Source organism: Gelidibacter gilvus (assembly GCF_004115975.1).
Taxonomy (GTDB): Bacteria; Bacteroidota; Bacteroidia; order Flavobacteriales; family Flavobacteriaceae; genus Gelidibacter; species Gelidibacter gilvus.
In genome coordinates, this window is the sequence record NZ_SDDZ01000019.1 from 25,166 (window position 1) to 51,999 (window position 26,834).

The 26,834-nt window shown below is 37.0% G+C and carries 21 protein-coding genes; 11 read left to right on the forward strand and 10 right to left on the reverse strand.

The genetic code is table 11. From position 1 onward, the window contains the following. Window positions 1-62: 62 nt before the first annotated feature. From ESZ48_RS18215 to ESZ48_RS18230, 4 genes are all read right to left on the reverse strand, one after another. The gene (locus tag ESZ48_RS18215; protein WP_129018934.1) at window positions 63-476 is read right to left on the reverse strand and encodes a hypothetical protein; all 414 of its coding nucleotides are present in this window, start codon (window positions 474-476) and stop codon (window positions 63-65) included. Between the two features lie 56 nt (window positions 477-532). After that, a complete protein-coding gene (locus ESZ48_RS18220) occupies window positions 533-1,114 on the reverse strand; it encodes a c-type cytochrome (RefSeq protein ID WP_190246302.1) in 582 nt (193 codons plus the stop codon). A gap of 128 nt (window positions 1,115-1,242) precedes the next feature. Further along, on the reverse strand, window positions 1,243-2,850 hold the full coding sequence (locus ESZ48_RS18225; protein WP_129018936.1) for an FMN-binding glutamate synthase family protein: 1,608 nt from the start codon (window positions 2,848-2,850) through the stop codon (window positions 1,243-1,245). Window positions 2,851-3,168: 318 nt separating this feature from the next. Continuing rightward, window positions 3,169-3,468 carry a cupin domain-containing protein gene (locus tag ESZ48_RS18230; RefSeq protein WP_129018937.1) on the reverse strand — a complete coding sequence of 100 codons (300 nt, stop codon included), beginning with the start codon at window positions 3,466-3,468 and terminating at the stop codon, window positions 3,169-3,171. A gap of 919 nt (window positions 3,469-4,387) precedes the next feature. On the opposite strand from ESZ48_RS18230, the gene ESZ48_RS18235 reads away from it, so the two are divergent. The 4 genes from ESZ48_RS18235 (at window position 4,388) to ESZ48_RS18250 (ending at window position 9,369) form a co-directional block, all read left to right on the forward strand. Further along, window positions 4,388-5,188 (forward strand): (Fe-S)-binding protein, encoded by an 801-nt coding sequence (locus ESZ48_RS18235; protein WP_129018938.1) that lies wholly within the window; start codon window positions 4,388-4,390, stop codon window positions 5,186-5,188. Window positions 5,189-5,289: 101 nt separating this feature from the next. Continuing rightward, window positions 5,290-6,036, forward strand: coding sequence for a succinate dehydrogenase/fumarate reductase iron-sulfur subunit (locus ESZ48_RS18240; RefSeq protein WP_129018939.1), 747 nt, complete (start codon window positions 5,290-5,292; stop codon window positions 6,034-6,036). A gap of 186 nt (window positions 6,037-6,222) precedes the next feature. Next, a complete protein-coding gene (gene acnA, locus ESZ48_RS18245; protein WP_129018940.1) occupies window positions 6,223-9,009 on the forward strand; it encodes an aconitate hydratase in 2,787 nt (928 codons plus the stop codon). Between the two features lie 24 nt (window positions 9,010-9,033). Further along, the gene (locus ESZ48_RS18250; protein WP_129018941.1) at window positions 9,034-9,369 is read left to right on the forward strand and encodes a carboxymuconolactone decarboxylase family protein; all 336 of its coding nucleotides are present in this window, start codon (window positions 9,034-9,036) and stop codon (window positions 9,367-9,369) included. A 326-nt stretch (window positions 9,370-9,695) separates the two neighbouring features. On the opposite strand, the gene ESZ48_RS18255 is transcribed toward ESZ48_RS18250, so the two are convergent. The 4 genes from ESZ48_RS18255 to ESZ48_RS18270 form a co-directional block, all read right to left on the reverse strand. After that, complete coding sequence (locus tag ESZ48_RS18255; protein WP_129018942.1) at window positions 9,696-10,385, reverse strand: ATP-binding cassette domain-containing protein; 690 nt, start codon at window positions 10,383-10,385, stop codon at window positions 9,696-9,698. Then, window positions 10,382-11,926 (reverse strand): ABC transporter permease/substrate-binding protein, encoded by a 1,545-nt coding sequence (locus ESZ48_RS18260; RefSeq protein WP_129018943.1) that lies wholly within the window; start codon window positions 11,924-11,926, stop codon window positions 10,382-10,384. The genes ESZ48_RS18255 and ESZ48_RS18260 overlap by 4 nt, the downstream gene beginning before the upstream one ends. A gap of 419 nt (window positions 11,927-12,345) precedes the next feature. After that, entirely contained in the window at window positions 12,346-12,630 is a 285-nt protein-coding gene (locus ESZ48_RS18265) for a hypothetical protein (protein WP_129018944.1), read from the reverse strand. A gap of 825 nt (window positions 12,631-13,455) precedes the next feature. Next, window positions 13,456-14,184, reverse strand: a complete 729-nt coding sequence (locus ESZ48_RS18270; RefSeq protein WP_129018945.1) for a sterol desaturase family protein — start codon at window positions 14,182-14,184, stop codon at window positions 13,456-13,458. Window positions 14,185-14,501: 317 nt separating this feature from the next. Here ESZ48_RS18270 and ESZ48_RS18275 point away from each other — a divergent pair, with 317 nt between their 5' ends. After that, the gene (locus ESZ48_RS18275) at window positions 14,502-14,852 is read left to right on the forward strand and encodes a hypothetical protein (RefSeq protein ID WP_129018946.1); all 351 of its coding nucleotides are present in this window, start codon (window positions 14,502-14,504) and stop codon (window positions 14,850-14,852) included. A gap of 234 nt (window positions 14,853-15,086) precedes the next feature. After that, entirely contained in the window at window positions 15,087-15,248 is a 162-nt protein-coding gene (locus ESZ48_RS18280; protein WP_129018947.1) for a DUF1328 family protein, read from the forward strand. Window positions 15,249-15,452: 204 nt separating this feature from the next. Here the strand turns inward: ESZ48_RS18280 and ESZ48_RS18285 are convergent, their stop codons facing one another. Both ESZ48_RS18285 and ESZ48_RS18290 read right to left on the reverse strand, forming a co-directional pair. Then, on the reverse strand, window positions 15,453-15,848 hold the full coding sequence (locus ESZ48_RS18285; RefSeq protein ID WP_129018948.1) for a hypothetical protein: 396 nt from the start codon (window positions 15,846-15,848) through the stop codon (window positions 15,453-15,455). 2 nt (window positions 15,849-15,850) lie between these two features. Then, window positions 15,851-16,708 carry a TIGR02587 family membrane protein gene (locus tag ESZ48_RS18290; RefSeq protein ID WP_129018949.1) on the reverse strand — a complete coding sequence of 286 codons (858 nt, stop codon included), beginning with the start codon at window positions 16,706-16,708 and terminating at the stop codon, window positions 15,851-15,853. A gap of 248 nt (window positions 16,709-16,956) precedes the next feature. Between ESZ48_RS18290 and ESZ48_RS18295 the strand changes: the two genes are divergently transcribed. The 5 genes from ESZ48_RS18295 (at window position 16,957) to ESZ48_RS18315 (ending at window position 26,831) form a co-directional block, all read left to right on the forward strand. Then, window positions 16,957-17,568, forward strand: coding sequence for a hypothetical protein (locus tag ESZ48_RS18295; RefSeq protein WP_129018950.1), 612 nt, complete (start codon window positions 16,957-16,959; stop codon window positions 17,566-17,568). 254 nt (window positions 17,569-17,822) lie between these two features. Next, window positions 17,823-18,821 carry a hypothetical protein gene (locus ESZ48_RS18300; RefSeq protein WP_129018951.1) on the forward strand — a complete coding sequence of 333 codons (999 nt, stop codon included), beginning with the start codon at window positions 17,823-17,825 and terminating at the stop codon, window positions 18,819-18,821. Window positions 18,822-18,980: 159 nt separating this feature from the next. Continuing rightward, a complete protein-coding gene (locus tag ESZ48_RS18305; protein ID WP_129018952.1) occupies window positions 18,981-20,195 on the forward strand; it encodes a DNA polymerase Y family protein in 1,215 nt (404 codons plus the stop codon). Beyond that, window positions 20,195-23,152: a DNA polymerase III subunit alpha gene (locus ESZ48_RS18310; protein WP_129018953.1), complete on the forward strand. Its 2,958-nt coding sequence runs from the start codon at window positions 20,195-20,197 to the stop codon at window positions 23,150-23,152. The genes ESZ48_RS18305 and ESZ48_RS18310 overlap by 1 nt, the downstream gene beginning before the upstream one ends. 289 nt (window positions 23,153-23,441) lie before the next feature. Beyond that, window positions 23,442-26,831: a PAS domain S-box protein gene (locus ESZ48_RS18315; protein ID WP_129018954.1), complete on the forward strand. Its 3,390-nt coding sequence runs from the start codon at window positions 23,442-23,444 to the stop codon at window positions 26,829-26,831. Window positions 26,832-26,834: the final 3 nt, after the last annotated feature.

Consider the following 26,834-nt stretch of genomic DNA (forward strand, 5'->3'; position numbering starts at 1 on the left):
AATATTTTTAAGGGAGCACAAAAGGCTCCCTATTTTTTTATAATGCAGAATGGGTCTCTCTATTATTCTTGAGTGAGACGAACAATGTTGTCAAAATCATAATCTGCCCTTGTTAATGCTCTTTTGGCTACTTGGATAGCAATAGGTGCCGGATTTGGAGGATGAACGGGAACCTCTTTTGTCGCCATAAGTTCTTCTAAAAGCTCTTGGTTTTGCCCTTGTGTTAAGGCTTCACAAATATCATACAATCCTCCGGGTTCCTCTTCAGCTAGATTGTGTTTTTCTAAGATATAGCGTATCACATTTATTAAAGACACTGTAGGTGGAGGCACCATTAATGCGGTAATAGCACCATGCTCCAATCGATACTGTGGAATGACCTCTTTTATTACTTTAGGATTTAATTTTAAACAACAAACATAACTCCTTGTAATTCGGTCTTTTTCACTGACTACGTTATAATCAAGACTATTCACTCAGACAGAGATTTTAAGTCTAATTGAGCAATACTTTATCATTAACGTAGATGTTATTATTCCCCTTTACGTGATTGATAATCTTCTAAGTCCGCATTCCCTTCTCCATTTTCTTTAAACCATTTTTCCATCATCTCATACTCTTCTGGAGATATATTTGGCAATTGTCTTACGAAAGCCGTAACGCCCCACATTTCCTCATCTCCATGAGTTGGTCCAAGTCCAGGCATTCCTGTATCTTTAATTCCATTTTTAATAATCCAAAAAAGTTCGGCATCTGTCCATTTTCCAACAACTGCTTTATCAGTCAGATCAGGAGCAGCTGGATAAATATACATCCAAGGATCTGATTTTCGACCTGGTGCTCCGTGACACGTTTGACAGGCTTTGGTGTAGGCTCCATAAAATTTCCGAGCAAGTTTTTTATCCTCAAGGTTTATGTCTTCAGGCACGTTAATATATTTCGAATGGCTACGAACAGAGCTTTCCATCGTTTTTCTAAATACCCACTCGATAGGAGCAATGTGTTTATCTGTAGCACCTACGTTATAAACACCCCCAAAAACAACGGTAATAAATACTGCTATTAAAAGCGTTACAATAATTAAAGTCAGCGTAATAAGTGATTTTTTTTTCATGATTGTTTGTTTCATTCGTTATTTGTAACTGAAGTCATGCCATTCCCTGTTGTAAATCAGAGCCAACCTCGACCAAGACGTCCTGATAAAATTAAATCCTTTATTATGAAAACAAAAAATACAGTAATCTAGAATTCTACTTCCGGATGGATTCCCCAACGCGTTTTATCAGCAAAGGCAAAATCCATTTTATATTTCTCTGGAATGTTTCCATTAAGCATAGAACCTGGTTTTATTGAGGGAAAAAGTTCTTCATAAGTAATCATATCATTAAATGAAATACGACGATAAATATGAGAACGTGTCATATTTTTAGGTTCATCCAAACCAGTTGCTCCTAAAAGTTCAACAAAATTTTTAATTGTTAATTCATGATATCTAGCCACACGGACTTTTTTATCTTCAGGAACCAAGCCTACTGTCAATTTAGGATCCTGAGTTGTAATTCCGGTCGGACATCTATTTGTGTTACATAGTAATGCTTGGATACATCCCAAAGCTAACATCATGCCTCGCGCTTGATAACATGCATCAGCTCCCAAAGCAATAGCACGGGCGACATGAAAAGCAGCGGTAATTTTACCTGATGCAATAATTTTAATATGTTGACGTATTCCCATGCCTCTAAGAATATTATGAACAAAATCAAGACCGTCAATCAAGGGGGCGCCTACATAATTGGTGAATTCGGGAGGTGCCGCCCCTGTGCCGCCTTCACCACCGTCTACTGCAATATAATCAGGATATATATCGAGTTCCACCATCGCTTGACAAATGGAAATAAATTCACTTTTATACCCAATACACAATTTAAACCCAACAGGTTTCCCTCCAGATAAATCTCTTAATTTCTGAATGAATTTCACCATCTCCATTGGGGTATCAAAAGCAGAGTGATACGGGGGTGACACCACTTTAGTATGTGGTTGAATGTGACGGATTCTACCGATTTCTTCAGAGTTTTTCTCTGCTGGCAGAATACCGCCGTGTCCAGGCTTCGCACCTTGGGAAATTTTAAGTTCAATCATTTTTACATTAGGATGTTTCGACTTTTCAGCAAAGAGTTCAGGATTGAACCTTCCATCCTCAGTACGGCATCCAAAATAAGCGGTACCAATTTGCCAAATCAAGTCGCCCCCATGTTTTAAATGATAATCACTCAAACCTCCTTCTCCGGTATTATGAGCGAAGTTGCCAATTTTTGCTCCAGCATTCAAAGCTTCAACCGCAACAGAACTAAGTGCTCCAAAACTCATGGCTGAAATATTTATTATACTGGCAGAATAAGGCTGTTTACAATCCTTATTACCTATCATTATCCGCGGATCATGATTTAAAGTATCAAAAGCCTTTGGTGCGATGGAATGGCAAATCCATTCATAGCCTTCGGCATAAACATCAAGCTGGGTCCCGTAGGGAATAGTATCACGAACTCCTTTTGCTCTTTGGTATACTGTAGAACGATCTACACGATTAAAAGGACGTCCGTCAATATCTGATTCAATAAAATACTGGTACATTTTTGGTCGTAGGTCTTCCAATACATAACGCAGTCTCCCGAGTACAGGATAGTTACGCATAATGGTATGTTTTGTTTGAAAAACGTCATAATATCCCAAAATGGTCAGGATTAAAACAATTCCAAAAAGCACGAACCAATTGGAACTTAAAAAAACGGCTAACGCAAATGTTATTAAAAGCGAAGCCGTGGATATTATAAAAAACTGTTTTTGCATAATTAAAGTATTATTAAATAATTCTCCAAGGTAGAACGTTGAAATATTCAACGAGAAAAAAGTTTTGGCTTTTTATGAAAATCTTTAGTTTTCAAATTTCTCTACTACTCCTAGTGTTAAACATCAGGAAATTATAATGATTAAAGTAATGACAGTAAGAAAAGTAAGAACAGTTAATGATTTCTGTTTATGTTTAATTGTATTGACCGTTTTTGAAATTTATTCTTTCTAAGTGCTCCATAAAACACTTTTTGCTGGATTGCTCTCTTTTTTTTAAATAGTATTTCTAAGTTAAGCTCACAAAAAATATTCTGATATTTACTCAATAAGTATTTTTATCTTGTTATCCACTGGCATAATGTGTATAGCTTCGGTATCCTCTATAATTTCTAGGTAATGTTCTATGCCTCCTGGAATTATTTTTGTTTCTCCTACTTCCAAAGCGTACTCCTTATCGTTTATTTTCAAGACAGCTTTTCCTTTTAGAATTACGAGGACAGACTCTTCCACTGATAAATGTTTTGGTCCGATCGTATTGGCCTCTGCCATCATTTTAAGGTTTTTGAAAACCTTTCCTTCGCTTAAAAGCTGGGTTTTCGGATTCTTTTTAACTTTCATATATATTTAAATTACCAGATAATAAGTTATTTCTTAACACAACAAATCGTACAGATAGCCTTGATTTAACTGCTAAGATCATTGTTATTTCTGCTAAAGTTACATAAATTTATACAGAGAATAAATAACAGTCGCGATTGATATCACAAAAATGTTTGGTGCTAAAAATACAGAAGTAGTGACCTTGAGAAAAATAAATCGCGAGTTCCAGAAGCAGAGAAAGCTGGATAAACTAGTCTCCGTAGTAGTCTCATGTAATGCGTATGTTCTGCATAGCGACCCTGGCATATACTAAAGACGTTTAAATATTAGTTTCCTTTACACTTTCGAAATTAACCTATCAGTCATGTGAGGATTTACCAAGGAAAGATTGAAGATACGAGTCAATCACTATGGGCTAAAGTAATACCCGTACGACAAACGTTCTGATGATCCTGTCGGACTATATTCAGGCGATTTTTACCATAATCTGAGACTAATTAATGTGTCAATCCCCACTTGCAACCAGAAAACTTCTTCAGTAAGGCTGTTACAGATCTTTATCGAAATTAATACCTGTCAAGCGTTTTAGAGCCAAAAAAAACTAAAACCATGCTTATTGAAGAATCGAAAATCCAGAAACAGCTCTCCTTTCTAATTTTCCTCGGTCATCTATTAATCATTGTACAACTTTTATTCTTGTATTAGAATAATGGGATCAAACTATGATAGGATGGTTAAATAGAAATAAATTTTTGTACTTTTAAGGATAGATTTGTCCCAGATAAACATGTCATATCATCTTCATCAATACTATGAATGATATTAAGGTATTTACGAACGATGGTAGCACCCTAACATCAATCCCTAGATACTGGTTCTAGAAGGGTTCATTCAAAATCAATGTCAGATACTTGCACGAAATAAAACACAGATCATAATGAATAATTCCTTAGAAAAAATAAACGTACCCACCATGGCCCAATACGCAGCCGAGGGCAAAAGACCAGAAATTCTTTTTTGGGTCGGGTGCGCTGGAAGTTTTGACGATAGGTCAAAGAAGATTACCAGAGCCTTTGTACGCCTGCTCAATCAGGCAAATATCGCTTTTGCCGTTCTGGGAACTGAGGAAAGCTGTACGGGTGATCCTGCAAAAAGGGCCGGTAACGAATTTATCTTCCAGATGCAGGCCATGATAAATATCAAAACCCTGAATGGTTACGGGATTACAAAAATTGTTACAGCCTGCCCACATGGTTTTAATACGCTCAAAAATGAGTATCCCGAATTAGGAGGACATTTTGAAGTCGTACACCACACCCAGCTACTTCGTTCTCTAGTTGAAGAAGGGCGTTTAAAGATAGATGCTGGAAAATTCAAGGGAAAGCGTATTACATTCCATGACCCCTGTTATTTAGGACGAGGAAATAGAGAATATGATGCACCCCGAAATTTATTACAAAAACTCGAGGTTGAACTGATCGAAATGAAGCGAAGCAAATCAACAGGATTTTGTTGTGGCGCCGGTGGAGCTCAATTCTTTAAGGAATCCGAACCTGGGGATAAAGAAATAAATGTTGATCGTGTCGAGGAGGCTATTGCAATCCAACCAGAGATTATAGCCACTGGATGTCCGTACTGTACCAACATGCTTACCGATGGTCTCAAGACAAAGAACAAAGAAGATGAAGTACAGGTAATGGACATTGCTGAAATGATCGCGAACGCAGCTGATCTTTAAAAAAAAATTAATGACTATTGCATAGATCAGTTTTTAGGAATATCAAGCTATCCGTTTAACATTATTACAATGGAATCCATCAGGAAAATAAAATAAACATCATGAAATTTACTTTAAAAATATGGAGACAGAATAATGCCATTTCCAAAGGAGAGATTAAAACCTATCTCGTAGAGGGCATCGAGAGTGATATGTCCTTTCTTGAAATGTTGGATGTGCTCAATGCTGGACTTATGGACAAAGGCGAAGAACCAGTGGCATTTGACCACGACTGTCGCGAAGGCATTTGTGGAACCTGTTCATTACAGATCAACGGGAGACCGCATGGACCAGAACGCTTAACGACCACTTGCCAATTGCACATGCGTAAATTTACAGATGGTGATATCATTGTTATTGAACCTTTTAGAGCCAATGCTTTTCCGGTCATCAAAGATCTGGTAATCGACCGCAGTTCATTCGACAGGATCCAACAGGCTGGAGGTTATGTTTCCGTGAACACCTCGGGAAATACTATCGATGCCAATACCATTCCCATAAACCATGATGATGCGGAAACAGCCTTTAATAACGCAACTTGTATTGGCTGTGGTGCCTGCGTGGCCGCGTGCATAAACTCTAGTGCGGTCCTGTTCGTTTCTGCAAAAGTAACTCAATTTGCATCATTGCCCCAGGGTAAGATCGAAGCTACAGAGCGCGCTCTAAGAATGGTGGCACAAATGGATGAGGAAGGTTTTGGAAGTTGTTCTAGCACTGGTGCATGCGAAGTTGAATGCCCAGCAGGAATCACGTTAGTAAGTATTGCCCGATTGAACCAAGAACATTTAAAAGCAAAGCTGAAGGGCTAAAATATTGTAGTTGCAAATCAATTCTAACCTATTTGGATATTATTTTCATTATGCGAAAATTATCTAAAATCTAATGGAACGGATTGTATAAGAAATTAAACGAGTAAATATATCTTCCGGTAACATGAAGGATCGAATATCCTGATAATTCGGAGAAATTAATAAAAAAAAATAACAATAAATATTATGGACAAAGATCCCTTTAAAGTTAGAAAAAAATTAGCGTTGTTAGACAAAGAAGTTGGTTATTATAGTCTTTCAGTGCTTGAAGAACAAGGCTATGAAATAAGTAAGCTTCCGTTTTCCATTCGTATCCTATTAGAAAATGCATTGCGGAATTATGACGGATTTACAGTTACTGAAGAAAACATCGAGACTTTGCTTAATTGGCGACCTGAAGCATCAGAAAAAGACATTCCCTTTAAGCCTGCACGTGTTTTGATGCAGGATTTTACCGGCGTTCCCGCAGTGGTCGACCTTGCCGCGTTGCGTGCAGAGGTAGCTCGAAAAGGGAAAGATCCCGACACGATAAATCCGCTAGTTCCAGTCGATTTGGTCATTGATCATTCCGTACAGGTCGATTATTTTGGAACGGACTATTCTTATGGTCGCAATATGGACGAGGAATTCAAGCGCAACATAGAGCGTTATCAGTTCTTAAAATGGGCGCAACGATCTTTTGATAATTTTCGGGTGGTACCTCCTGGAATGGGGATTTGCCATCAGATAAACCTAGAATATTTCTCTAAAGGCGTCATCGAGAGGGATGGTGAAGTATTCCCCGATACATTAGTTGGCACCGACAGCCATACGCCCATGGTAAACGGCATTGGTGTAGTGGCTTGGGGCGTTGGGGGAATTGAGGCCGAAGCGGCCATTCTTGGACAGCCATTGTATTTTATAATGCCTGAGGTAGTAGGACTTAAACTTACAGGAAAACTTCCTTTGGGTTCCACCGCTACTGATCTAGTCCTTACGATTGCCAATCTATTACGTAAACAAGGCGTAGTTGGAAAATTTGTAGAAGTTTTCGGTCCTGGCTGTAGCCATCTTTCAGTACCAGACAGAGCTACGATTGGCAATATGTCTCCAGAATTTGGATGTACAATTACATATTTTCCAATAGATGATAAAACGTTGGAATATATGCATCTGAGCAATCGTTCCAAAGAACAAATTGACTTGGTGGAAACCTATTGCAAGACCAACATGTTATGGCGAGAGAACGAGGAAAAGATTCAGTACACTACCGTTGTTGAGCTAGACGTATCTACCATTGAACCCACAGTAGCAGGCCCTAAACGTCCACAAGACAAGATATTGCTTCGGGAGTTTAAACCCAAATTCGTTGAGTTATTGAAAGAATCCTTTGGACGAGACTATATTGAACAAAATAAACGTGAATCAATGCTCTCCATCTTAGAATTTATAGATGAAGGAGGAGGACAACCGACACATAAATTACCGATACCAGCCCATGTTGGTACTGTCGAAACAATTGAAAAAGACGGACTAAAAACAATTTGGATAGATAGAGGTGTGGATAAGTTTAAGCTCTCAGACGGAGCAGTGGCCATAGCCGCGATCACTTCTTGCACCAATACCTCAAACCCCTTTGTGATGATAGGAGCTGGACTCGTCGCAAGAAAAGCCCGTGAGCACGGCATAGACGTAAAGCCTTGGGTAAAGACCTCTCTTGCCCCAGGTTCCAAAGTCGTTACGGATTATCTGGAAAAAGCAGACCTTATGAAGGATCTGGAGGCGCTGAAGTTTCATTTGGTAGGTTATGGTTGTACGTCCTGTATAGGCAATTCAGGTCCCCTTCCCCCTGCCATTGCCCAGGCTGTAGATGAATACGAACTCGTTGTAACTTCGGTACTCTCGGGAAATCGGAATTTTGAGGCTAGGGTACATCCGCAAGTAAAAATGAATTTTTTGATGTCGCCAATGTTAGTGGTCGCCTACGCTATTGCTGGACGGGTAGATATCGACCTTATCAATGACCCCATCAGCTACGACAGAAACCTTCAGCCGGTGTATCTAAAGGACATTTGGCCTACTGATGACGAGATCAATGAGATTTTGGGAAGCGTTCTTTCTCCAAAGGACTTCAAAAAGAACTACGACAAAATATTCGAGGGAGATGAGATATGGCGAGACCTCCAAGTTCCAGAAGGAAAACTGTACCACTGGGACGAAAACTCCACGTATATCAAGGAAATTCCATTTTTCAGGGATATCCCGACTGTCGCGTCGGATTTGGGAAATATAGAAAATGCTCGCGTATTATTGGTTCTAGGCGACAGCATAACCACCGACCACATATCTCCAGCAGGATCTTTTAATGAACACTCCTCAGCTGGAAAATATCTGATCGAACAAGGTGTGAAAAAAGAAAATTTTAATTCCTATGGTAGTCGCCGAGGCAACGATGAAGTTATGGTTCGCGGTACTTTTGCTAACGTTCGCATCAAGAACAAACTTGCCGATAAAGAAGGAGGATATACCCGCTTTTTACCTACAGGAGAGGAAATGAGCGTTTATGAAGCTTCCGTAAAATACATGCAAGAAAATACGCCACTAGTGATCCTAGCTGGAAAGGAATATGGAAGTGGATCGTCCAGAGATTGGGCTGCTAAGGGCACGTTCCTCCTGGGAATCAAATGTGTGCTTGCCGAAAGTTATGAGCGTATTCATCGTAGTAATTTAGTGGGCCTTGGCGTACTCCCACTCCAATATAAGGAAGGAGACACTGCTGAAAAATTAGGAATCAACGGCAATGAGATATTCACGATAACCGGTATTTCTGAAGATATAAAACCATTAAAGGAAGTACAGGTCATCGCAGAGAACGACAAGGGTGAGAAAATAGAATTCGAAGCCATTGCACGTCTCGATTCACTTATCGAAATAGAATACTATCGCAACGGAGGAATACTGCAGTACGTATTGCGCCAATTTTTGGAAAAATAGAAGTAAACTTAAAAAATAGTAATTATGGAAAATGAAAAACTTTATCCCAAGAGCACAAGAGAACTTAATGAGAAAAAAGCTGCCTTAGCACCAGACAATGTGGAGGCTTGGCGTAATTTCAGTAGTACGGTCTTCAAGGCGGGTGCCTTGGACGAAAAAACAAAACAGCTTATCGCCGTAGCCGTGGCACACGTTACCCAATGTCCTTATTGCATTAGAGCACATACTCCGCAAGCAATGCGTAAAGGAGCGAGCAAAGAAGAAATTATGGAAGCCATCTGGGTGGCGGCTGAAATGCGGGCAGGCGCAGCCTATGCCCATGCTACCCTGGCTATGGACGAGATGGAGAAACATAGATAAATCAATCTGTATTGTTTAGATTATAGGTTTCGTTTTAAAAAGATGACCACCCACAAATAGCATTTATTGATAACAAACTCAATTCTAAATAGCTAAATATCTTATACCGCGTATTATAGGCCGGGGTTTATTTATATGGTTATTAACTCTTTATTTTAATCACCTACCATCTGACCTAAATTATCAAACAAGCACAAAATAACTTTGTTTATTGCGGTACGGATCAATTCGAAAACCATCTTTAAAGGTGGTTATTCGAGTTGGTAATGTAGCACTTTAGTAAGTCTTTGGTTCGATTAATTACACAGGCGGATTTGTCAATGTTCTTATAAATCTGATGGAGATTCGTTAAGTGTTGTCTGAATTCTCCCCGCATCCATGTGAATGATTCGGGTAGATAGTCTTTTGGCTTCGTCGATATCATGAGTGACCATCACAAAAGTAGTATTCAGCTTTTGATGAATGTTTTTCACTAAATCTTGCAGGTTCATTCGTGTTTCGGCATCAAGCGCCGAAAAAGGTTCATCCATTAATACTATTTCAGGGTTGTGAGCAATGGCTCTGAGAATACCCACCCGCTGACGTTGTCCTCCACTTAGTGTGTCAGGAAACTTTTTTAAAACGCTGCGGTCTAAGTTGACGAGTGGTAGAAGCTCGTTGATTCGCTCCTCACTATCTTTGGCGTCACGTTTAATCAGATTGAGGCAATAACACATGTTTTGATAGGCCGTTAAATGAGGAAAAAGGGCACCTTCCTGAAGAACATACCCCATTTTACGTCTCAGTTGATGCAATTCCCAATCGGCTATGCTTTTGTTTAAAATTTCAATTTCTCCTTCGCGTCGTAGTAGCAAGCCATTGATTAACCGCAACAATGTTGATTTTCCACAACCACTTTTTCCAGTGAGGCAAATAAACTCGCCTTTATCCACAGTAAAAGAGATATTATTCAGAACACTTTGTTCTCCGTATGAAAAACCCACCCCAGTAAAACGTATGATAGTTGAATTGCTCATTTCTGCTGTTCTTTTAAGTGTTCGAGAAATAATTTTGCCACTATCCGAGGGTCTTTTTTTAGCACTTCCACTTCATAGTTCATTTGGGTCATTGTTTCGGTGCCTATCTGTTGATTCAGCTCCATAAGCAGCGGTTCTAATTGAGGGAATCTTTCCAGTATTTCCATTCGAGCAATTATTCCGGCCTCGTAGCTTGGGAAATAGTTTTTATTGTCGACCAGCACTTTTAAATTCAGTGCTACAATCTTTGCATCCGTAGTAAAAGCATCAATGGCATTCACTTTTCCTTCTACAATGGCATTATATCTCAAATTAATATCCATCTCGTGAATGGACGAAAAATTAAACCCGTAAGTCTTCACTAGGCCTTCGTACGCATCGGAGCGTTCGAAAAAATCGAACTCTGCACCAAATTTAAAATGCGGGCTATAACGAGCCAGATCTGAAAAATTGTGAATCTTAAATTTTTGCGCCAGGCTGTCAGGGATAGCCAGGGTATAGGTGTTGTTAAAACCAAGTAATCCTAACCATTTTAGATGATAGTTTTCTTCATACTGTTTTTGTATAAGGGAAAATTCTACATGATTATCAGTTGGCAATGGCTTTTCCAAGACATTCATCCATCCAGTTCCGGTATACTCAACATACATGTCCACTTCTCCATTAGTCATTGCTGGATGAATATTTGTAGTTCCTCCACCAATACCAAATTTCCTGACTACTTGCAGATCCGTTTCGTTTTCAATCAACTGCGCTATTATTTCGCCTAAAATGAATTGCTCACTTGTTGGTTTGGAAGCTACAATTATTGTATTTATATTTTTTGATTGAAGAGGTCTTGTGTAGACTGTGGCGGCAATAACTACAACAACTAGCAATGTCATGTTTAAGTACACTACAAGCTTTTGTTTTTTTGAAGCATTCTTACTCACTAATCTTACTAATTTATTTTCAAAAACACCTACCCACTGGTCGCTCAGAACCGCCAATAGCGATACCCCAAGGGATCCAGCAACAATCATGGGCGTATTCATTGTATTAAGTCCTCTGAAGATAGCCTGTCCTAATCCTCCTGCTCCAATCAGTGCAGCCAAACCTGTTAGCGCCACGAGCATAACTGTTGTAATGCGTAAACCAGAGAGTATTGATGGTAACGCCAGTGGAAAGTATATGTCTTTGAAAATCTGATATCTGGTAGCCCCCATTCCTTTGGCAGCTTCCACAATATCTGGTCGCACTTCACTCAAACCGGTGGATGTGTTTCTTACCATGGGTAATAATCCATATAACACCAAAACGATTAATGCATTTTTCAGTCCAATGCCCACCAAAGGGATTAATAAGCCGAACATAGCAATCGATGGAATCGTATAAAGAAAGTTTACTAACGGTAAAACAAATTTTCTGGATTTTGATGAATAGAAGACCCAAATACCGAGCAAAATTCCGACAATTGTTGTAATGGCAAGTGCGCCAAACGAGATCAGAATATGCTCCGACAATAGCTGTAAAAAATACTCTTTTCGTTCAAATATTATCATCGTTCTGTCATTCCATTAAATCCTTGGGAAACCGTCCAAAATTTAGTGAGCGTTGGTTAATTAGTGGGTTTCCATTTTAATGAATTAATTATTGTGAAAGCTTCATTATTTCTATCCGCATGATCTCGATCAATTTGCCTGCAACTTGACTTATTTTTATTCCCTCACGAGCCCCACTATTCATTTTTAAATTGTAATTACTTAACACGAAATTATACAATAACGCTATTAAAACATAGACATAACAGTAGGAATGCATCTGCTCTCCATTTCAGTCTATTGAGCAGAGCTTTCCTTTAAGTGCCTATCTTATAGAAGTAGATTCACTTACTTATTCTGAAAATCTTTCGTTCAGAGATGAGGCAAAAAATAATTAGCACCAGATATCATTATACTTTTATTTATTTTTTTTCCATTTTCTATGTCCTAGTAATAAATTTGTAGAATTTACTCTCAACTCCATCTATAGTTTTCTCTTGATATAAAAAAGCTAAATTATTCTCATCAAATATTTCATAGAATAGTTCCCAAGAGATATCCTTTAGAGTCTCATCGGCATTGTCTGAAAAGTGAATGCGTAACATTTCTCCTGCTTTTACTTTGTCAACAACGCCCTCCACCAAAGCAGGTTCTCCGTAGCGTTCTTCCGTCCATTTTTTAATAATGTCGTGATCATCGGTGATTTTGGATTCAATTGAACTCATAGCTCTTTATTTTAGATTCTGTAATGCTCTTTAAATGTTTTTGTGGAAATAGGATTTAACGAACCCTTCCCGCTCGAAGAAAAGTATTCAGTAAAATAACTATTTTATTGATGATAGGCGTGTCTTTATCTTTTGTGACTTTATAATTTTAGTCATCCGGCCTATTCGCAACTCTTAATCCGGCACTTTAAACCTTGACCTCATTATTTGATGTTTGTGAATGGGAAAAATTTCAGTTGACCAATTAAATTTCGACCTAAGGTTCTTTAGAACAATGCCTTCTTCTTGCCAAGATTGAATTTAAGACTATTCTCAACAATTAAACGGCTTTACAGAATATTTTTTTAAAAGTAGAAATTAAATTTAAATCGAAGTTATTTTCGGGTGTGCTAATAACGGATTGATTACTAAGGATATGTTTGGGTTCTAATTTAGTGATTGTTAATTTTGCTGAAAAGGAAAGCCCACCTCTCAGTTATGCTCGTAAATCGTCTTGTTTGCTCCAGTCTACAGTGCCGATCATGCGCAGCACACAATAAATCAGCATCGTTGATAAAGTAAGCCGCATGTAACTTTTGAAATTATTAAGAAGTTCATTTTGTTTGCTATTTCTCTAATAATATTGAACAACTCAATTAAAAATTCATTCTTATATTTGACAAATATTCCACATTCTGTAAGCTTAATTTAAGCGCTGTGTTGAGGCCTAAACTTTTTTTAACGAGTTAAGTTGAGGAAATTTAGATTATATTCCTTGAAAGAAGCATTGCTAAAGAAAGATAATGAGCAAGAAGGGTTATAAGAAATTTCAAAACGCAAGATTTTCTATTCCATTTTACTGCTCTGCGTTCCCATGAGCTTATCCCAAAACGTAAAATATAATCCATAATTGGTATTGAACTCTTTGTGATGAAAATGATGATGGGTGGCGTCGATCCACAACTTTCCGAAAGCACTTTTTCTGAAAAATTCGGGATAAATTTCAATGTCCAAGTGATTGATGACACTACTAAATGTCATAAATATCAGATATAATAAAAGCACATAAATATTGATAGGAATAAGCAATAATAGTACGGGAACTATTATTGCTTCCAACAAACTTTCCCAAGGATGAAATGAAAACGCTGTCCAAGGGGTGGGCGTTAAACTCTGATGATGGACTTTATGAACAATTTTATAAATTTTGGGCACATGCATGGCCCGATGCAACCAATAATAATAGGTTTCGTGACAGAGCAGTATTAAGAGCAGACTTACCGGCAAATACCAATATCCGTAGGCCGAAGGTTCTAAATAAATGGCGGTCAAATCATGCAACCAAAGCCAATACACTACGGCTCCAAAAAATGCAAAAATCGCTGAAGAGATAATGCTCCAATATATTTCTTTTTTTACCTGATTCTTTTTCGCAGGTCTTCGACTTAATAATTTTTGTGAAGTGCTATCTTTCTTAAGTCGGAAGTAATACATATGAAAACTTCCTGCGGTCGCAAAATAGCGAATCAGCAGAATGCCAAAAAAAATAAAAATATAACCGATAAAATCTCCCATTATAATTGATATAGACTTAACAAACTGAATTTAAAGTTAGGAAAACAATTTCATCTGATTCACTTTTCTATTGTTAAATCAGATTTAAGAAGACGTAGTTTTTCTATTATGAATAATCAAACAATTATGAACATTACAAATTAATTAGGTTGGCTTATTTTTAATGTCTTCTTCAAACCCACTTTTACTTTGATATTCAAACTTATTAGTCAAATTAAATTTCGATTGAGGCAATCTACTCCCTAATTAAAATGAATCTTTGTTATGCATTCAATATTAGTTGTAGTGCAAATATTAAATGTTAAAAGTATAAAGTTATGATGGACAATGAATATGCAAAGCACGAGTTGGATTATATCAAACGTTATGAAGCCATGGGTTATACAGATCAATATCGCATAGTGGAGGATCTATTAGAAAACCTTAATTCAAAAAAGAGATACGCTCCTGAAGAGGTCCTACTTATGAAAGAACATCGTTACGAAGGCATGAGTAATCCTTCAGACATGTCCTTATTATATGTTATTAAAACAAAGGATGGCAGCCAAGGAACCATGCTGGCAAGCTATGGTGCGAATGCTGATAACTCCATTCATGAATTTATGAATAGCATTCCAGAAGAAAACGTTAGTGACGAAGAAATGATTCCTCCGGATGCTCAGGAATAAGAATAAATTAGAATCAAACCATCCAGATATTGAAATTTAATTTGGTTAGATAAGAATTCGTCAGACAGTGCTCTGGTAAAAATAATAAAAATAGTGGAAAATAGATGTGATTGTGATTTTTTAAAGGAATGAATCTCTTGTCCCAATAATAAACCACAAAAGATTTACAACATAAATTTTCTAAATTCCTTAATAATTCGTAATTTTTAGTATTAATTTTAAAATATAGCTATCATGTTCAAATGGTTTATTGTTTGTGTCGTTATTGCAATTATAGCAGGAATTTTTGGATTTGGTGGAATTTCTGATGCTGCATCTGGCATTGCCAAGATTATATTTTTTATATTTATTGTTGGCGCTATTATTACCTTTTTGTTATTTAAAAAGATTTTCTAATTGCTTTAGAAATATGCACCCTTTTTAAAATACTGATCATGTTCTTTTTTTTAATAAAGGTCTGGTGGTCAATCTCGGACTGCACGTATTTTGCTGTTGTTTTTAACTAGTTATAAAGACAACGCTGTCCGATAGTATAAGCTAATTTTAAACGAGATTACAAAAAAGGCGCGCCAGATTTAAGGGTAAAAACATCCGTTTTGATCACGGAATGGTGTACCCTAATACGCGCGTTTCAAGATCTTTTGTTTCAGGTTTTCTGCTAAATATTACATAACCATTGGCCGAGGCTTTCCTTGGCAAATAGGCAAAATTCATTTGGGATCTTTCTTCTTCTGGCTCTCCTCTTAGGACAATTTCTATGAGGACATTTTCTGCCGTTTCATTGCCAGCATTTGTGGCTTTAATAAGCACTGAATATGCACCGTCTTTTTCTGAAACTTCTCCTAAAACCACAACAATATCGGGAGGCGTTTGCTCTTCATCGATCATCTGATACAATAAAAAACCAAATGTAAAAACCACAAGAATCCCTGAGATGATGGTTATCGTCCATTCCAGCCAGTTTTTCTTTTCCTGTTTATCTTTATTTTTTTTCATAATTACGTTTGTATAAGTAATCTACCAGCTGAAGCTCCTAAAGTGGCCGGAAAACCTAATACTACAGTTTGAGCAAGGACACCACCAAGTTCCAATCCTGCAAAACGACCAAAGAACCATAACATAAATGCGGAGGACGATAAGGCAATGGCATACATGATTAAAGTACCGGCTAAAGCTTTTCCATGTTGACCTGGTTTTGCTATCATTTGCTCAGTACCCGTAAAGTTTATATAATATAATACGGAACCTCCAATCCCAATGGAAAGCAAAGCAATTATAAAAATTTTATAGACTTCCGATTCCATGGCTATCACAATTACTTCTTCTGTGGGAGCAACGTTTGACGCAATCAGGATTGTGCCACAGAGTGCAATACTGATCTCACGGATAAGATCTGGCCGTTGAGATTTCTCCGTTTCCTTCTGCTTCTCCTCCTCTTTTTCCTTGTCCTTTTCTTCTGAACCCAATTGTGATTTTCCGACCGAAATGCCAATAGCTACTGTTATCGCCTCCACAATAACTTTACCACTTATCTCGCTGAGCGACATCACATTTGAAATGCGTCCTGTAATCCATAAAATAAAAATCGTAAGAATTATGGCCAACCCCATTTCTTCAAAAGATTCCAGTAAACATTCCACGAAAGCATTGTCACGTCGAATGCCAACATAGCGGTTATACAACATCAGCAGCCCTATTCCAATAATAAAATAGAGGACTAGTTGCATCGTATTGGCGATAAAACCCGCCCACCACAATTCCATAGTATATAGCATAGGCAAACTAAAAAGCAGTCCACCCGTGATACCGCGACCATATTCTTTTAGGGAGTCTTGGATTGGTTTTTTAGAAGTCATATGTATCAAAAACAAACTTAAATATTATAAAAAATGATTTTTATCATTGGTGATATAATAATGGCAATCTCTTATCTAAATTTGATAATTGCTATTCTTAACTTTAGGAAAGCATAGCACATCGTTCAAAGAAATTTCTATTTCATATTATAAATCTCTACAAAATATCTTAAATTTCAAGATATAATTTTAGAAAATTTTAAATTATTTAAAACAGCACATTCTTCTGTTCACTTACCGAATCAAAAATGAAACATCCAATTATTCCCGAGCAACTAAAAGGTGGTTCTCATGACATTGTGAGCATGCACTGTGCAAATACAGTGGACAAGGCTCAAGACAATTACGAGGAACTTCAACGTCGATTAACAGCTGTTAATGAATGGCACACTTTTTCTGAAAAGATAAAGGCAGAATTTGTTTTGGTCGACCCAATTAACGACCAATCTACTGACGAACTCAAAGTAGGGAATCTGATAAGAATTGATATTCCTGGCCCGGGAAGTCCAAGTGGCAGTGGATATGATTGGACTGAAATCACTAACGTTGAAACAGGAAATGAAGGCCACGAATTTCCATTCTTCTCTTTTACCGTCAAGCCCTGTCCTGCTCCTGACACCAATGATGATACGGTAGCACATTTTTATAATAAAGAATCCACCAACACCTTTATTGTAAGAAGAATCGGAACTTGTATTTACGTCGAAGTGCACGGTAGAAATCAAATAGAAAACACGTCAGATGCGCCTCTTTTGGATATTGTCAGAAATAAGGCCGTTGCCATTGGCAGTAAGTTTGGGATAGGCAGCTTAAATTGGACGGGGTTTACCAGTGGTTTACTTGAGCCATTCGATTATTAACGAGCCATAATTACGTTCTATAAAATTTGACATCTTTCATAATTATTGATCGCAATTTTTTGTGATATCTTGACTTTTTCGGTTCATGATGTTGAAATTTCATCAGTTGACGATGCTGTAATTTACTTTTTAGTCTTGTAATATTTCCTAAAATTAGTTTGAGATGGTTAGTGAAATTAGGTAAAAAATAAAGGTATTGCGATCAGTTAAATTGAATTTTTAGTGTAAATTTCCACTGAAACTCATTGACTATTATGAATATAGCTTTATTGATTATAGGCATTTTAATTCAGGTTATAGTTTTAATAGATCTTTTCAAAACTATCATCTATATTAATGGCGCTGGCTATTTATCTGGTCGGGCTTCAAAAACTATTTGGCGTCTTTTTTTCTGGGCTGCAAATGGAAATGGAGAAAGCAAATGGCTTAACTTGTGCGGGCCCGTTATTTTGCTTTTTCTTCTTTTTATGTGGGTTACCCTAATTTGGTTGGGCTATAGTTTGATTTATATATCAGATCCCAATTCGGTATTGAATACTGCTACAGGCGCCCCTGCATCTATAATTAGTAAAATTTATTATGTCGGATATACACTGACTTCCCTGGGTAATGGAGGCTACAGTCCTGCGGATGGCACTTGGCAACTTTTTTCTAACATCGTGAACTCTATGGTTTTTATTGGTTTAGCAATATCTTACCTCCTTCCTATACTCCAAGCGGTTATCGATAAACGATCGCTTGCTCTCCAAATTGCGATGTTAGGATCTACACCTCTAGAAATTATTCAAAATGGTTATACCGGCAAAAATTTTAATCCAGTTTATCAACGCTTTGCAAATTTAGAGAGTCTTTTGATAACGCATGGTGAAAGACATTTAGCCTATCCAATTCTACATTATTTTCACTCCAATAAAAAGCTTTATGCATTATCGTTGAATTTGGCTGCGCTTGATGAAGCGATGATCATCCAGAAAATTTACCAAATTGATAGTTCAGAGAACAGTTTTCATTGGAAAATTTTGGCTGACACTTTGGAGAATTTCTATGAGCGCATAGATTCTGTGGTTCTTATTAAGGGTGAAGAGGTCCCTCCTTTTGACTATAAAAATAATCTGCCCAAAGATTTTCCAAAAATCTTATTAGAGGATCCGAAGTTGGAAATAAGTCAATTTGCGGAAAGACGAAAAAAAGTGCTTGGTTACGTCCGTAAAGATGGATGGGAATGGGAAGATGTCATCCGACCTTCAACATAAATGTCAACTACACTGGTTTATTTTACACTTTTTATTTACAAAATAGGTAGAAACTTTTAACGCCGTACCATCCATCTCATAACTAAGGAAGTATATATAGTTATGCACATACTACAAATAATAGCAACACTCGGCTACATTTATGAGTAATTTTGCTTTATGGAAAAAAACATATTGCATCTTGACTTAGATACCTTTTTCGTATCGTGCGAAAGATTGATTGATAGTCGTCTACTTAATAGGCCTCTATTGGTTGGTGGCACGGGAGATCGCGGTGTTGTGGCGGCCTGTAGTTATGAAACTCGCCGATTTGGGGTGCATTCAGGAATGTCCATGAAAGTGGCACGGAACCTATGTCCAGAAGCCACTGTGATACGGGGAGATGCTTCCATTTACACTAAATATTCCCATTTGGTTACGGAGATCATCAAAGAAAAAGTGCCCGTATTTGAAAAAGCGAGTGTGGATGAATTTTATGCCGATTTATCAGGCATGGATAAATTTCATGGTTGTTATAAATATGCCTCAGAACTGAGACAAAGCATCATCAAAAATAGTGGGTTGCCAATTTCATTTGGTTTATCGGTAAATAAAATCGTTTCCAAAGTTGCCACGGGAGAGGCGAAACCTAATAACCAAATGAAAATCGATGCAGGTTATGAAAAATCATTTCTAGCGCCTTTATCGATTCGGAAAATACCTTCGGTAGGAGAAAAAACCTATCAGGTATTGCGAAATTTAGGTGTTGATAAGATCAAAGTCGTACAGCAAATGCCAATTGAAATGATGACCAGCGCCTTAGGTGCCAACGGAACAACCATTTGGAAAAGAGCTAACGGTGTTGATAATCCGCCGTTAGTGCCTTTCCACGAACGCAAATCCATTTCAACAGAACGCACTTACAATAAAGATACTATTGATGTCAAGATGTTGAGAACCACCATTTTTGCCATGGCCGAAAATTTGGCTTTTCAGTTACGACGAGGGAACAAAATAGCGGGTGTTATCAGTGTGAAAATCCGTTATTCAGATTTTAATACCTATAGCAAGCAAGTAAAAATCCCCTATTCAAGTGCCGACCACGTCATTATTCCGAAAGTGATGGAGCTTTTCGAAAACTTGTACCAACGCCGGTTGTTAGTGCGATTGGTGGGCGTAAAACTCAACGACATTGTAAGCGGCCACTATCAGATTAATTTATTTGATGACACCGAAGAAATGCTCAGTCTTTATAACGCCATGGATCATATTAGAGGCCGTTATGGAGAGGCCAGCATCATGCGCGCTTCTTCAATGGGCGCCAAAACTATCGGAAGATTTCAAAACCCATTCAACGGAGAACCGCCAACCTTATTAGCCCATAGAAATCAATAATGTACCTCAATTGTCACACATATTACTCTCTTCGATACGGTACTTTTTCTGAAATTGAACTGTTGGAACTTGCCAAAAATAATGACATTCATACTTTGGCACTGACCGACATTAACAATACCTCGGCCTGTTTAAATTTTATTAGAAAAGCGAAAGACTACGACATCCATCCTGTGATTGGGATTGATTTTAGAAATGGCCCAAAACAAGTGTATGTAGGCCTGGCTAAAAACAACGCAGGATTTCAAGAGCTCAATGAATTTTTATCCCATCATTCCGAAAACAAATTAGACTTACCAGAACTCGCGCCCCAATTTGATAATTGTTATATCATCTATCCTTTTGAGCGTGTTTTGCAATTAGAAAAAGAAAATTTTTCTGAACATGAATTTATTGGTATTTCCATTGAGGAATTGAGAAAATTACGGTTCTCTAAATTAAAAACTTTCGAAAGTAAGTTAGTGATTTTACAAACGGTTACCATACGATCAAAAAAAGATTTCAATGCACACCGACTGTTAAGGGCTATTGATAAAAACACTTTGTTGAGTAAACTTGATAAAGTCGAAGAGTGTCGACTTACGGATAAAATGTCTTCCTTAAAAGACATTCAGGAAGCTTTCACAGATTTTCCACATATTATTGAAAACACGAATAGACTTTTAAGTAATTGTCAGATTGAATTTGATTTTGGCGCCGATCGGAAATCGCAAAATTTAAAATTGTACACCGATTCGACCGAAAACGATTATGCACTTTTAGAAAAACTGTGTCAGGAGAATTTACATAAACGCTATTCATGTCCGGACGACATTGTTTTAGCCCGATTGAAAACAGAGTTGGACACAATCAAATCTCTGGATTTTGTCGCTTTCTTCCTTATCAATTATGATATTGTTTCCTATGCCAATAGCAAAGGGTATTTTCATGTGGGCCGAGGTAGCGGTGCCAACAGTATTGTCGCCTATATCATTGGCATTACCGATGTTGATCCGATTGAGCTGGACTTATATTTTGAACGATTTATTAATCCGTTTAGAGCCTCGCCACCCGATTTTGACATTGATTTCTCCTGGAAAGACAGAGATGATGTGACGGATTATATTTTCAAAAGATTTCCGAACACCGCTTTATTGGCCACCTACAATACGTTTAAGTACAGAGCGGTAGTCCGTGAATTGGGTAAGGTTTTTGGATTGCCAAAAGAAGAAATCGATAAACTAAGCAAAGGCAATTACCGAGCTTCTGATTTGGATGACATCTCCAGTCTGGTGTTGCGTTACGGAAAATTGATTGAGGGATTTCCCAATCATTTGAGTGTCCATTCTGCAGGCATCCTTATTTTAGAAAATCCTGTGCATTACTACTCCGCCACCGACATGCCACCCAAAGGATTTCCGACCGTACAATTTGATATGATCATTGCGGAAGATGTGGGCGTCTTCAAATTTGATATTTTAGGTCAGCGCGGACTGGCCAAAATTAAGGAGGCATTGGAGATCATCGCAGAAAACAGACCTGACGAACCACCGATCGATATTACAAATGTGGAAGCCTTCAAAAAAGATAAGAATATAAATAATCTTTTAAAATCTGGCGGCGCCATTGGAGCTTATTATGTGGAATCTCCAGCGATGCGCGGGTTGATGCAAAAACTACAAACTCAGGATTATTTGGGATTGGTGGCCGCCAGTTCCATTATCCGACCGGGCGTTTCTGGTTCTGGAATGAAGGACGAATTTATAAAGCGCCACCGATATCCCGAACATCGAAAAAACGCCCATCCTATTTTGATGAAAATCATGCCTGAAACCTATGGCGTGATGGTCTATCAAGAAGATGTATTGAAAGTGGCCAATCAATTCGCCGATTTAACATTGGGCGAGGCGGATGTTTTAAGGCGCGGCATGAGCGGAAAGTTTCGATCGCGAACCGAATTTATTGCGGTAGAAGAAAAGTTTATTTCCAATTGTCGAAAAAAAAAATTCAGTGACAATTTGATCTTCGAGGTTTGGGATCAGATCAAAAGTTTCGCCGGTTATGCCTTTGCCAAAGGACATTCAGCCTCCTATGCCGTAGAGAGTTATCAAAGTTTATTTTTAAAATGCTATTATCCATTAGAGTTTATGACGGCCGTACTCAATAATGGAGGTGGCTTTTACAGTGTAGAACATTACTTACATGAAGCGCAGAAACAAGGAGCGGAAATTTGCTTGCCGTGTATCAACACGAGTGAGCATCAAAATAAATTAGTTGGCACGTCAATTTATTTAGGTTTTGGTTATTTGAAAAATCTGGAAACCTATACCTGCCAAAGATTGCTGACAGACAGAGGTTTACATGGAGCGTACAGTTCATTAGATGACTTTATAGATAGAGTTACAATCAGTATTGAACAACTGACCATCCTCATTAGGGTGGATGCCTTTAGATTTACAAAACAGACCAAAACCGAATTGCTCTGGCAAGCTATTTTCAAATTAAACGCCAATGGCACCAACAGTCAGCAAGCCAAGTTGTTCAAAATTAAACACAAAGGATTTAAATTGCCAAAGCTGAATAATAACTGGGTTGAAAATGCCTATGACGAAATGGAACTCTTAGGTTTTCCACTGTGTAATTATTTTAGCTTGATTAAAGAAGAAATGAAAAATGGCGTTTTAGCAAGTCAGATGAAAGATTTTATCGATGAAGAGATTTTAATTTATGGCAGCTTGGTAACGACAAGATTTAATAAAACTTCTCAAGGTAAACTCATGAGATTAAGCACTTTTATAGATGTGAACGGGGATTATTTTGACGCCGTTCACTTTACTGATGTTGTCGATAAATATCCAGTAAACGGATTGGGAGTTTATGCCTGTTTCGGTAAAATCACAGATCGATTTGATTTCTATAGCATGAATATCGTGTGGAGCAATAAGCTGACGATACTTTCAGATCCTAGAAATAATTGATAATCAATTTACAAGAATTCACATAGATTAATCTATTAAATGACATTTGTTTCTGTCAATATAATTATTTATCTTTCAGTAAACACTGGATATTCTGCTCTATAGATACCTGCAGCCAAAGCTTGTTTTCATTACCCTTGAAAATCTTATGGCATTCATGCTTAAATCTTAAAAAGCGCGATACTTAATAACCAAACAAGGCTCGAATTTGCTCCCATTACCGCTCGTAAATTACCTATTTCAAGTGCACTTTGATAAATTCTAGTTCCAATTTTTAAAAGTGAATTATATGAATCAAAAATCCAAGCATATTAAAATTCTTCTTCTAGAAAATGATGAAGGAAGTTTATTGTCCACTTCACGTTGGATCAAGAAACGTGAAACCGACTTTGAAGTTTTAGTATTAAATTCAAAATCCGAGTATTTAAAAGCTTTAGACGGTTATAAACCAGACATTATTCTATTTGACCATTCATTTACATTTTTGGATTATGAAGAGGCATTAAGACTTCTAAAAGCTACTAAATTAGAAGTACCATTTATCTTGTTTTCAGAAAATATAAGCATTGATTTAGGTCTTAAAATATTGAAACATGGAGTAAGTGATTATATCTTAAAGGACAACCTTAAAAATCTTCCTTTTTTCATAGAAAAAGCGATTAACAAAAATAATCTAGAACAGGAACACCTTCAAAGCTATAAGAAAAATACCGAAAGTGTACGCAAATTCGAAGGCCTCATAAAAACGAGTTCTGATGTCATCATAATTTTGACACCAGACGGAGAAATTAATTACATCTCACCTTCCGTAGAACAGTTACTGGGTTTATCAGTCCAGAAAGTTCATCACAGAAAATTGGTCGACCTTCTTAATTTGGATGATCCTGAAATTTTCATTGATGCTTTCACAAATAGTATAGGAAGTGTTGAGAAATGCACTACCTCGGTCTTAATCCAGGTCAAAACTAAAAATAAACAATCAATTTGGCTACAGGCTAACTTCACAAACCATCTCGATGATTCCTCTCTTAATGGCATAGTGCTACGTTTAAAAAACGTCACACTGGAAAGGCAAAATGAGATAAAAATTTTAGAAAACGAAAAAAAATACCGTGCATTTTTCGAGAACAGCTTAGATGGAATATTACTTACAAACATTAATGGTATTATACATGCCGCCAATCCAGCTGCATGTAAAATATTTCAGATGACCGAAGATGAAATTTGCAAAAAAGGACGTTCCGGCATTGTAGACCTCAATGATCCCAGATTTCATCAAGCTATTAAAGAGAGAGAGTTAACTGGTAAGACCAAGTCTGAAATTAATATGTTCAGAAAAGACGGGAGTTCCTTCGTTGGTGAGTTAACCTCTACAATTATTGACACAAATAAAGGTTACGCCTCTTTAGTCATAAAAGATAACTCAGAAAAGAAAGCATTCCAACATAAACTTAAAAAATCAGAAGAGCGTTATAAATCCTTGTTTAATAATAATCCTCTACCCACGTTTGTATTTAACGAAAACGATTTGAGTATAGTTGATGTAAATAAAAGTTGTAGCACAAACTATGGATTTACAAGAGAAGAATTTCTCACCATGAATTTAAAAGATCTCCAAAATCAAACAGAAAATAAGCACTTAGACAAACTGGTTGAGGAATTCAGAAACAGCCCGGAAACTTCATTTCATGCCTATTCCACACATTTGAAAAAAGACAAAAGTGAAATTTTAGTAGAAAATAGTTCTCATCGGTTTATTATAGACGGAATCCCATATGTGGTTGCGGTCTGCACTGATATTACGGAAAAAGAAAGAAATCTTAAAAAACTCACCGATACGTCGATTAGATTAAAGGTTGCTGAAAAAATAGCGAAAATCGGATATTGGGAGTTAGATTTAAATGATAATTCCCTTTTCTGTTCAGATTATATTTTTAATATATATGGTATACAAGACAAAAATGTTAAACCCACCATGGATCTCTTTTTAAAGATGATGCATCCTGTTGATAAAAAAAAGTATGCGAAAAAATTAAATGAGCTTCAGCTAGGTATTAAAGGAAATGAGTTTGAATTCAGAATAATTTTAGAAAACGGGGCTGTTAAATGGATACACTCCCGTTCAAAAGGTGTCCAAAAGTCCGAACACCAAACACATTGTATAAAAGGAATTATCCAAGACATCACTTCAGAGAAAATTGCATATGAAAAACTTCTCAAGAGTGAATCCAGATATAAAGGCCTTGTGCAATCTCAAACAAACTATTTTGTACGAATAGATATCGACGGTAATTATTCTTTCACAAACAAAAAATTCATCGAAGAATTTGGATGGGCTTTTAAAGATCATGATCCTATTGGGAAAAGTTCACTCACAGATATTATGCCATACCATCATCAAAAATTACGTGAAACTGCAGAACATTGCATTTCAAATCCCAATGAAAATTGCCAAATGGAAATTGATAAACGCATGGAAGACGGCGGCGTTAAAACGACCCTTTGGGATATGATTTATTTAACAGATATTAGCGAAGACGGCGAAATCCAGGGTGTCGGAATCGACATCTCAGAACGCGTGAAAGTAGAACGTGAAAACAAATTTCAAGCAAATCTATTAAATAAAATTGGGCAAGGAATAATGGCCACGGACTCTAACGATAGGGTAACCTACTGGAATAAAGCCGCAGAAGAAATTTACCTGTGGAAACAAGATGAAGTTTTAGGTAAAAATATTTTTAAGCTTTTGTATGGTAATAATGAAAAGCATAAAGACACGCTACGGTTGCTTAAATCTGGAAAAATTTGGACGGGTGAATTAATAGCCAAACTTAAAGATGGTTCTACTTTACCAACACAGATTACCAAATCACCGCTTTTTGACGAGAATGAGACTTTTTTAGGAGTGATTAGGATTTCATCAGATATTTCTAAATTGAAAAAATCTGAAATTAAATTGAAAAAACTCAACAAGGAACTCAGTGAGTACACTAAAGAACTATTTTCTGCTAATGAAGGATTAGAGCAGTTTTCCTATATAGTTTCTCATAATTTAAGAGCTCCCATTGCAAACATCTTAGGTATTGGTGATTTATTAAATAATAATATTCAGCCTGAAGATATCCATGAACTATTACTCCATGAATTATTCTCTAATATTGGACGTTTAGATGATGTTATGCAGGATTTACATGAAACTTTAAAATTAAAAACTGAATTTCCAAAAAACCTAGAAAAAGTAAAATTTGAAAGTTTAATCCAAAACATTATAAAATCGAACAAGAATTTAATAGATACGGAAAAAGTAATAATAATCACAGATTTCACGGCAATTGATGAAATTTACACGGTTAAAAGTTATCTATACAGTACTTTTTTTAATCTCATCTCAAACAGTATTAAATACCGTAAACCTAATGTTCCGCCTGTCATCCACATAAGTACTGAGATAAATAAAGATGAAATAATCATTCATTTTAAGGATAATGGTTTAGGAATAAACTTAGAGAAAAAAGGAGATCTCATTTTCGGTTTTTATAAGCGTTTTCACAATCATGTCGAAGGAAAAGGATTGGGATTGTTTATGGTTAAATCACAGATTGAAATGTTGGGAGGTCATATAACGGTTAAAAGTCTGGAGGGTGAAGGCGCTGAATTTATAATAAATCTGCAAAAATAACTA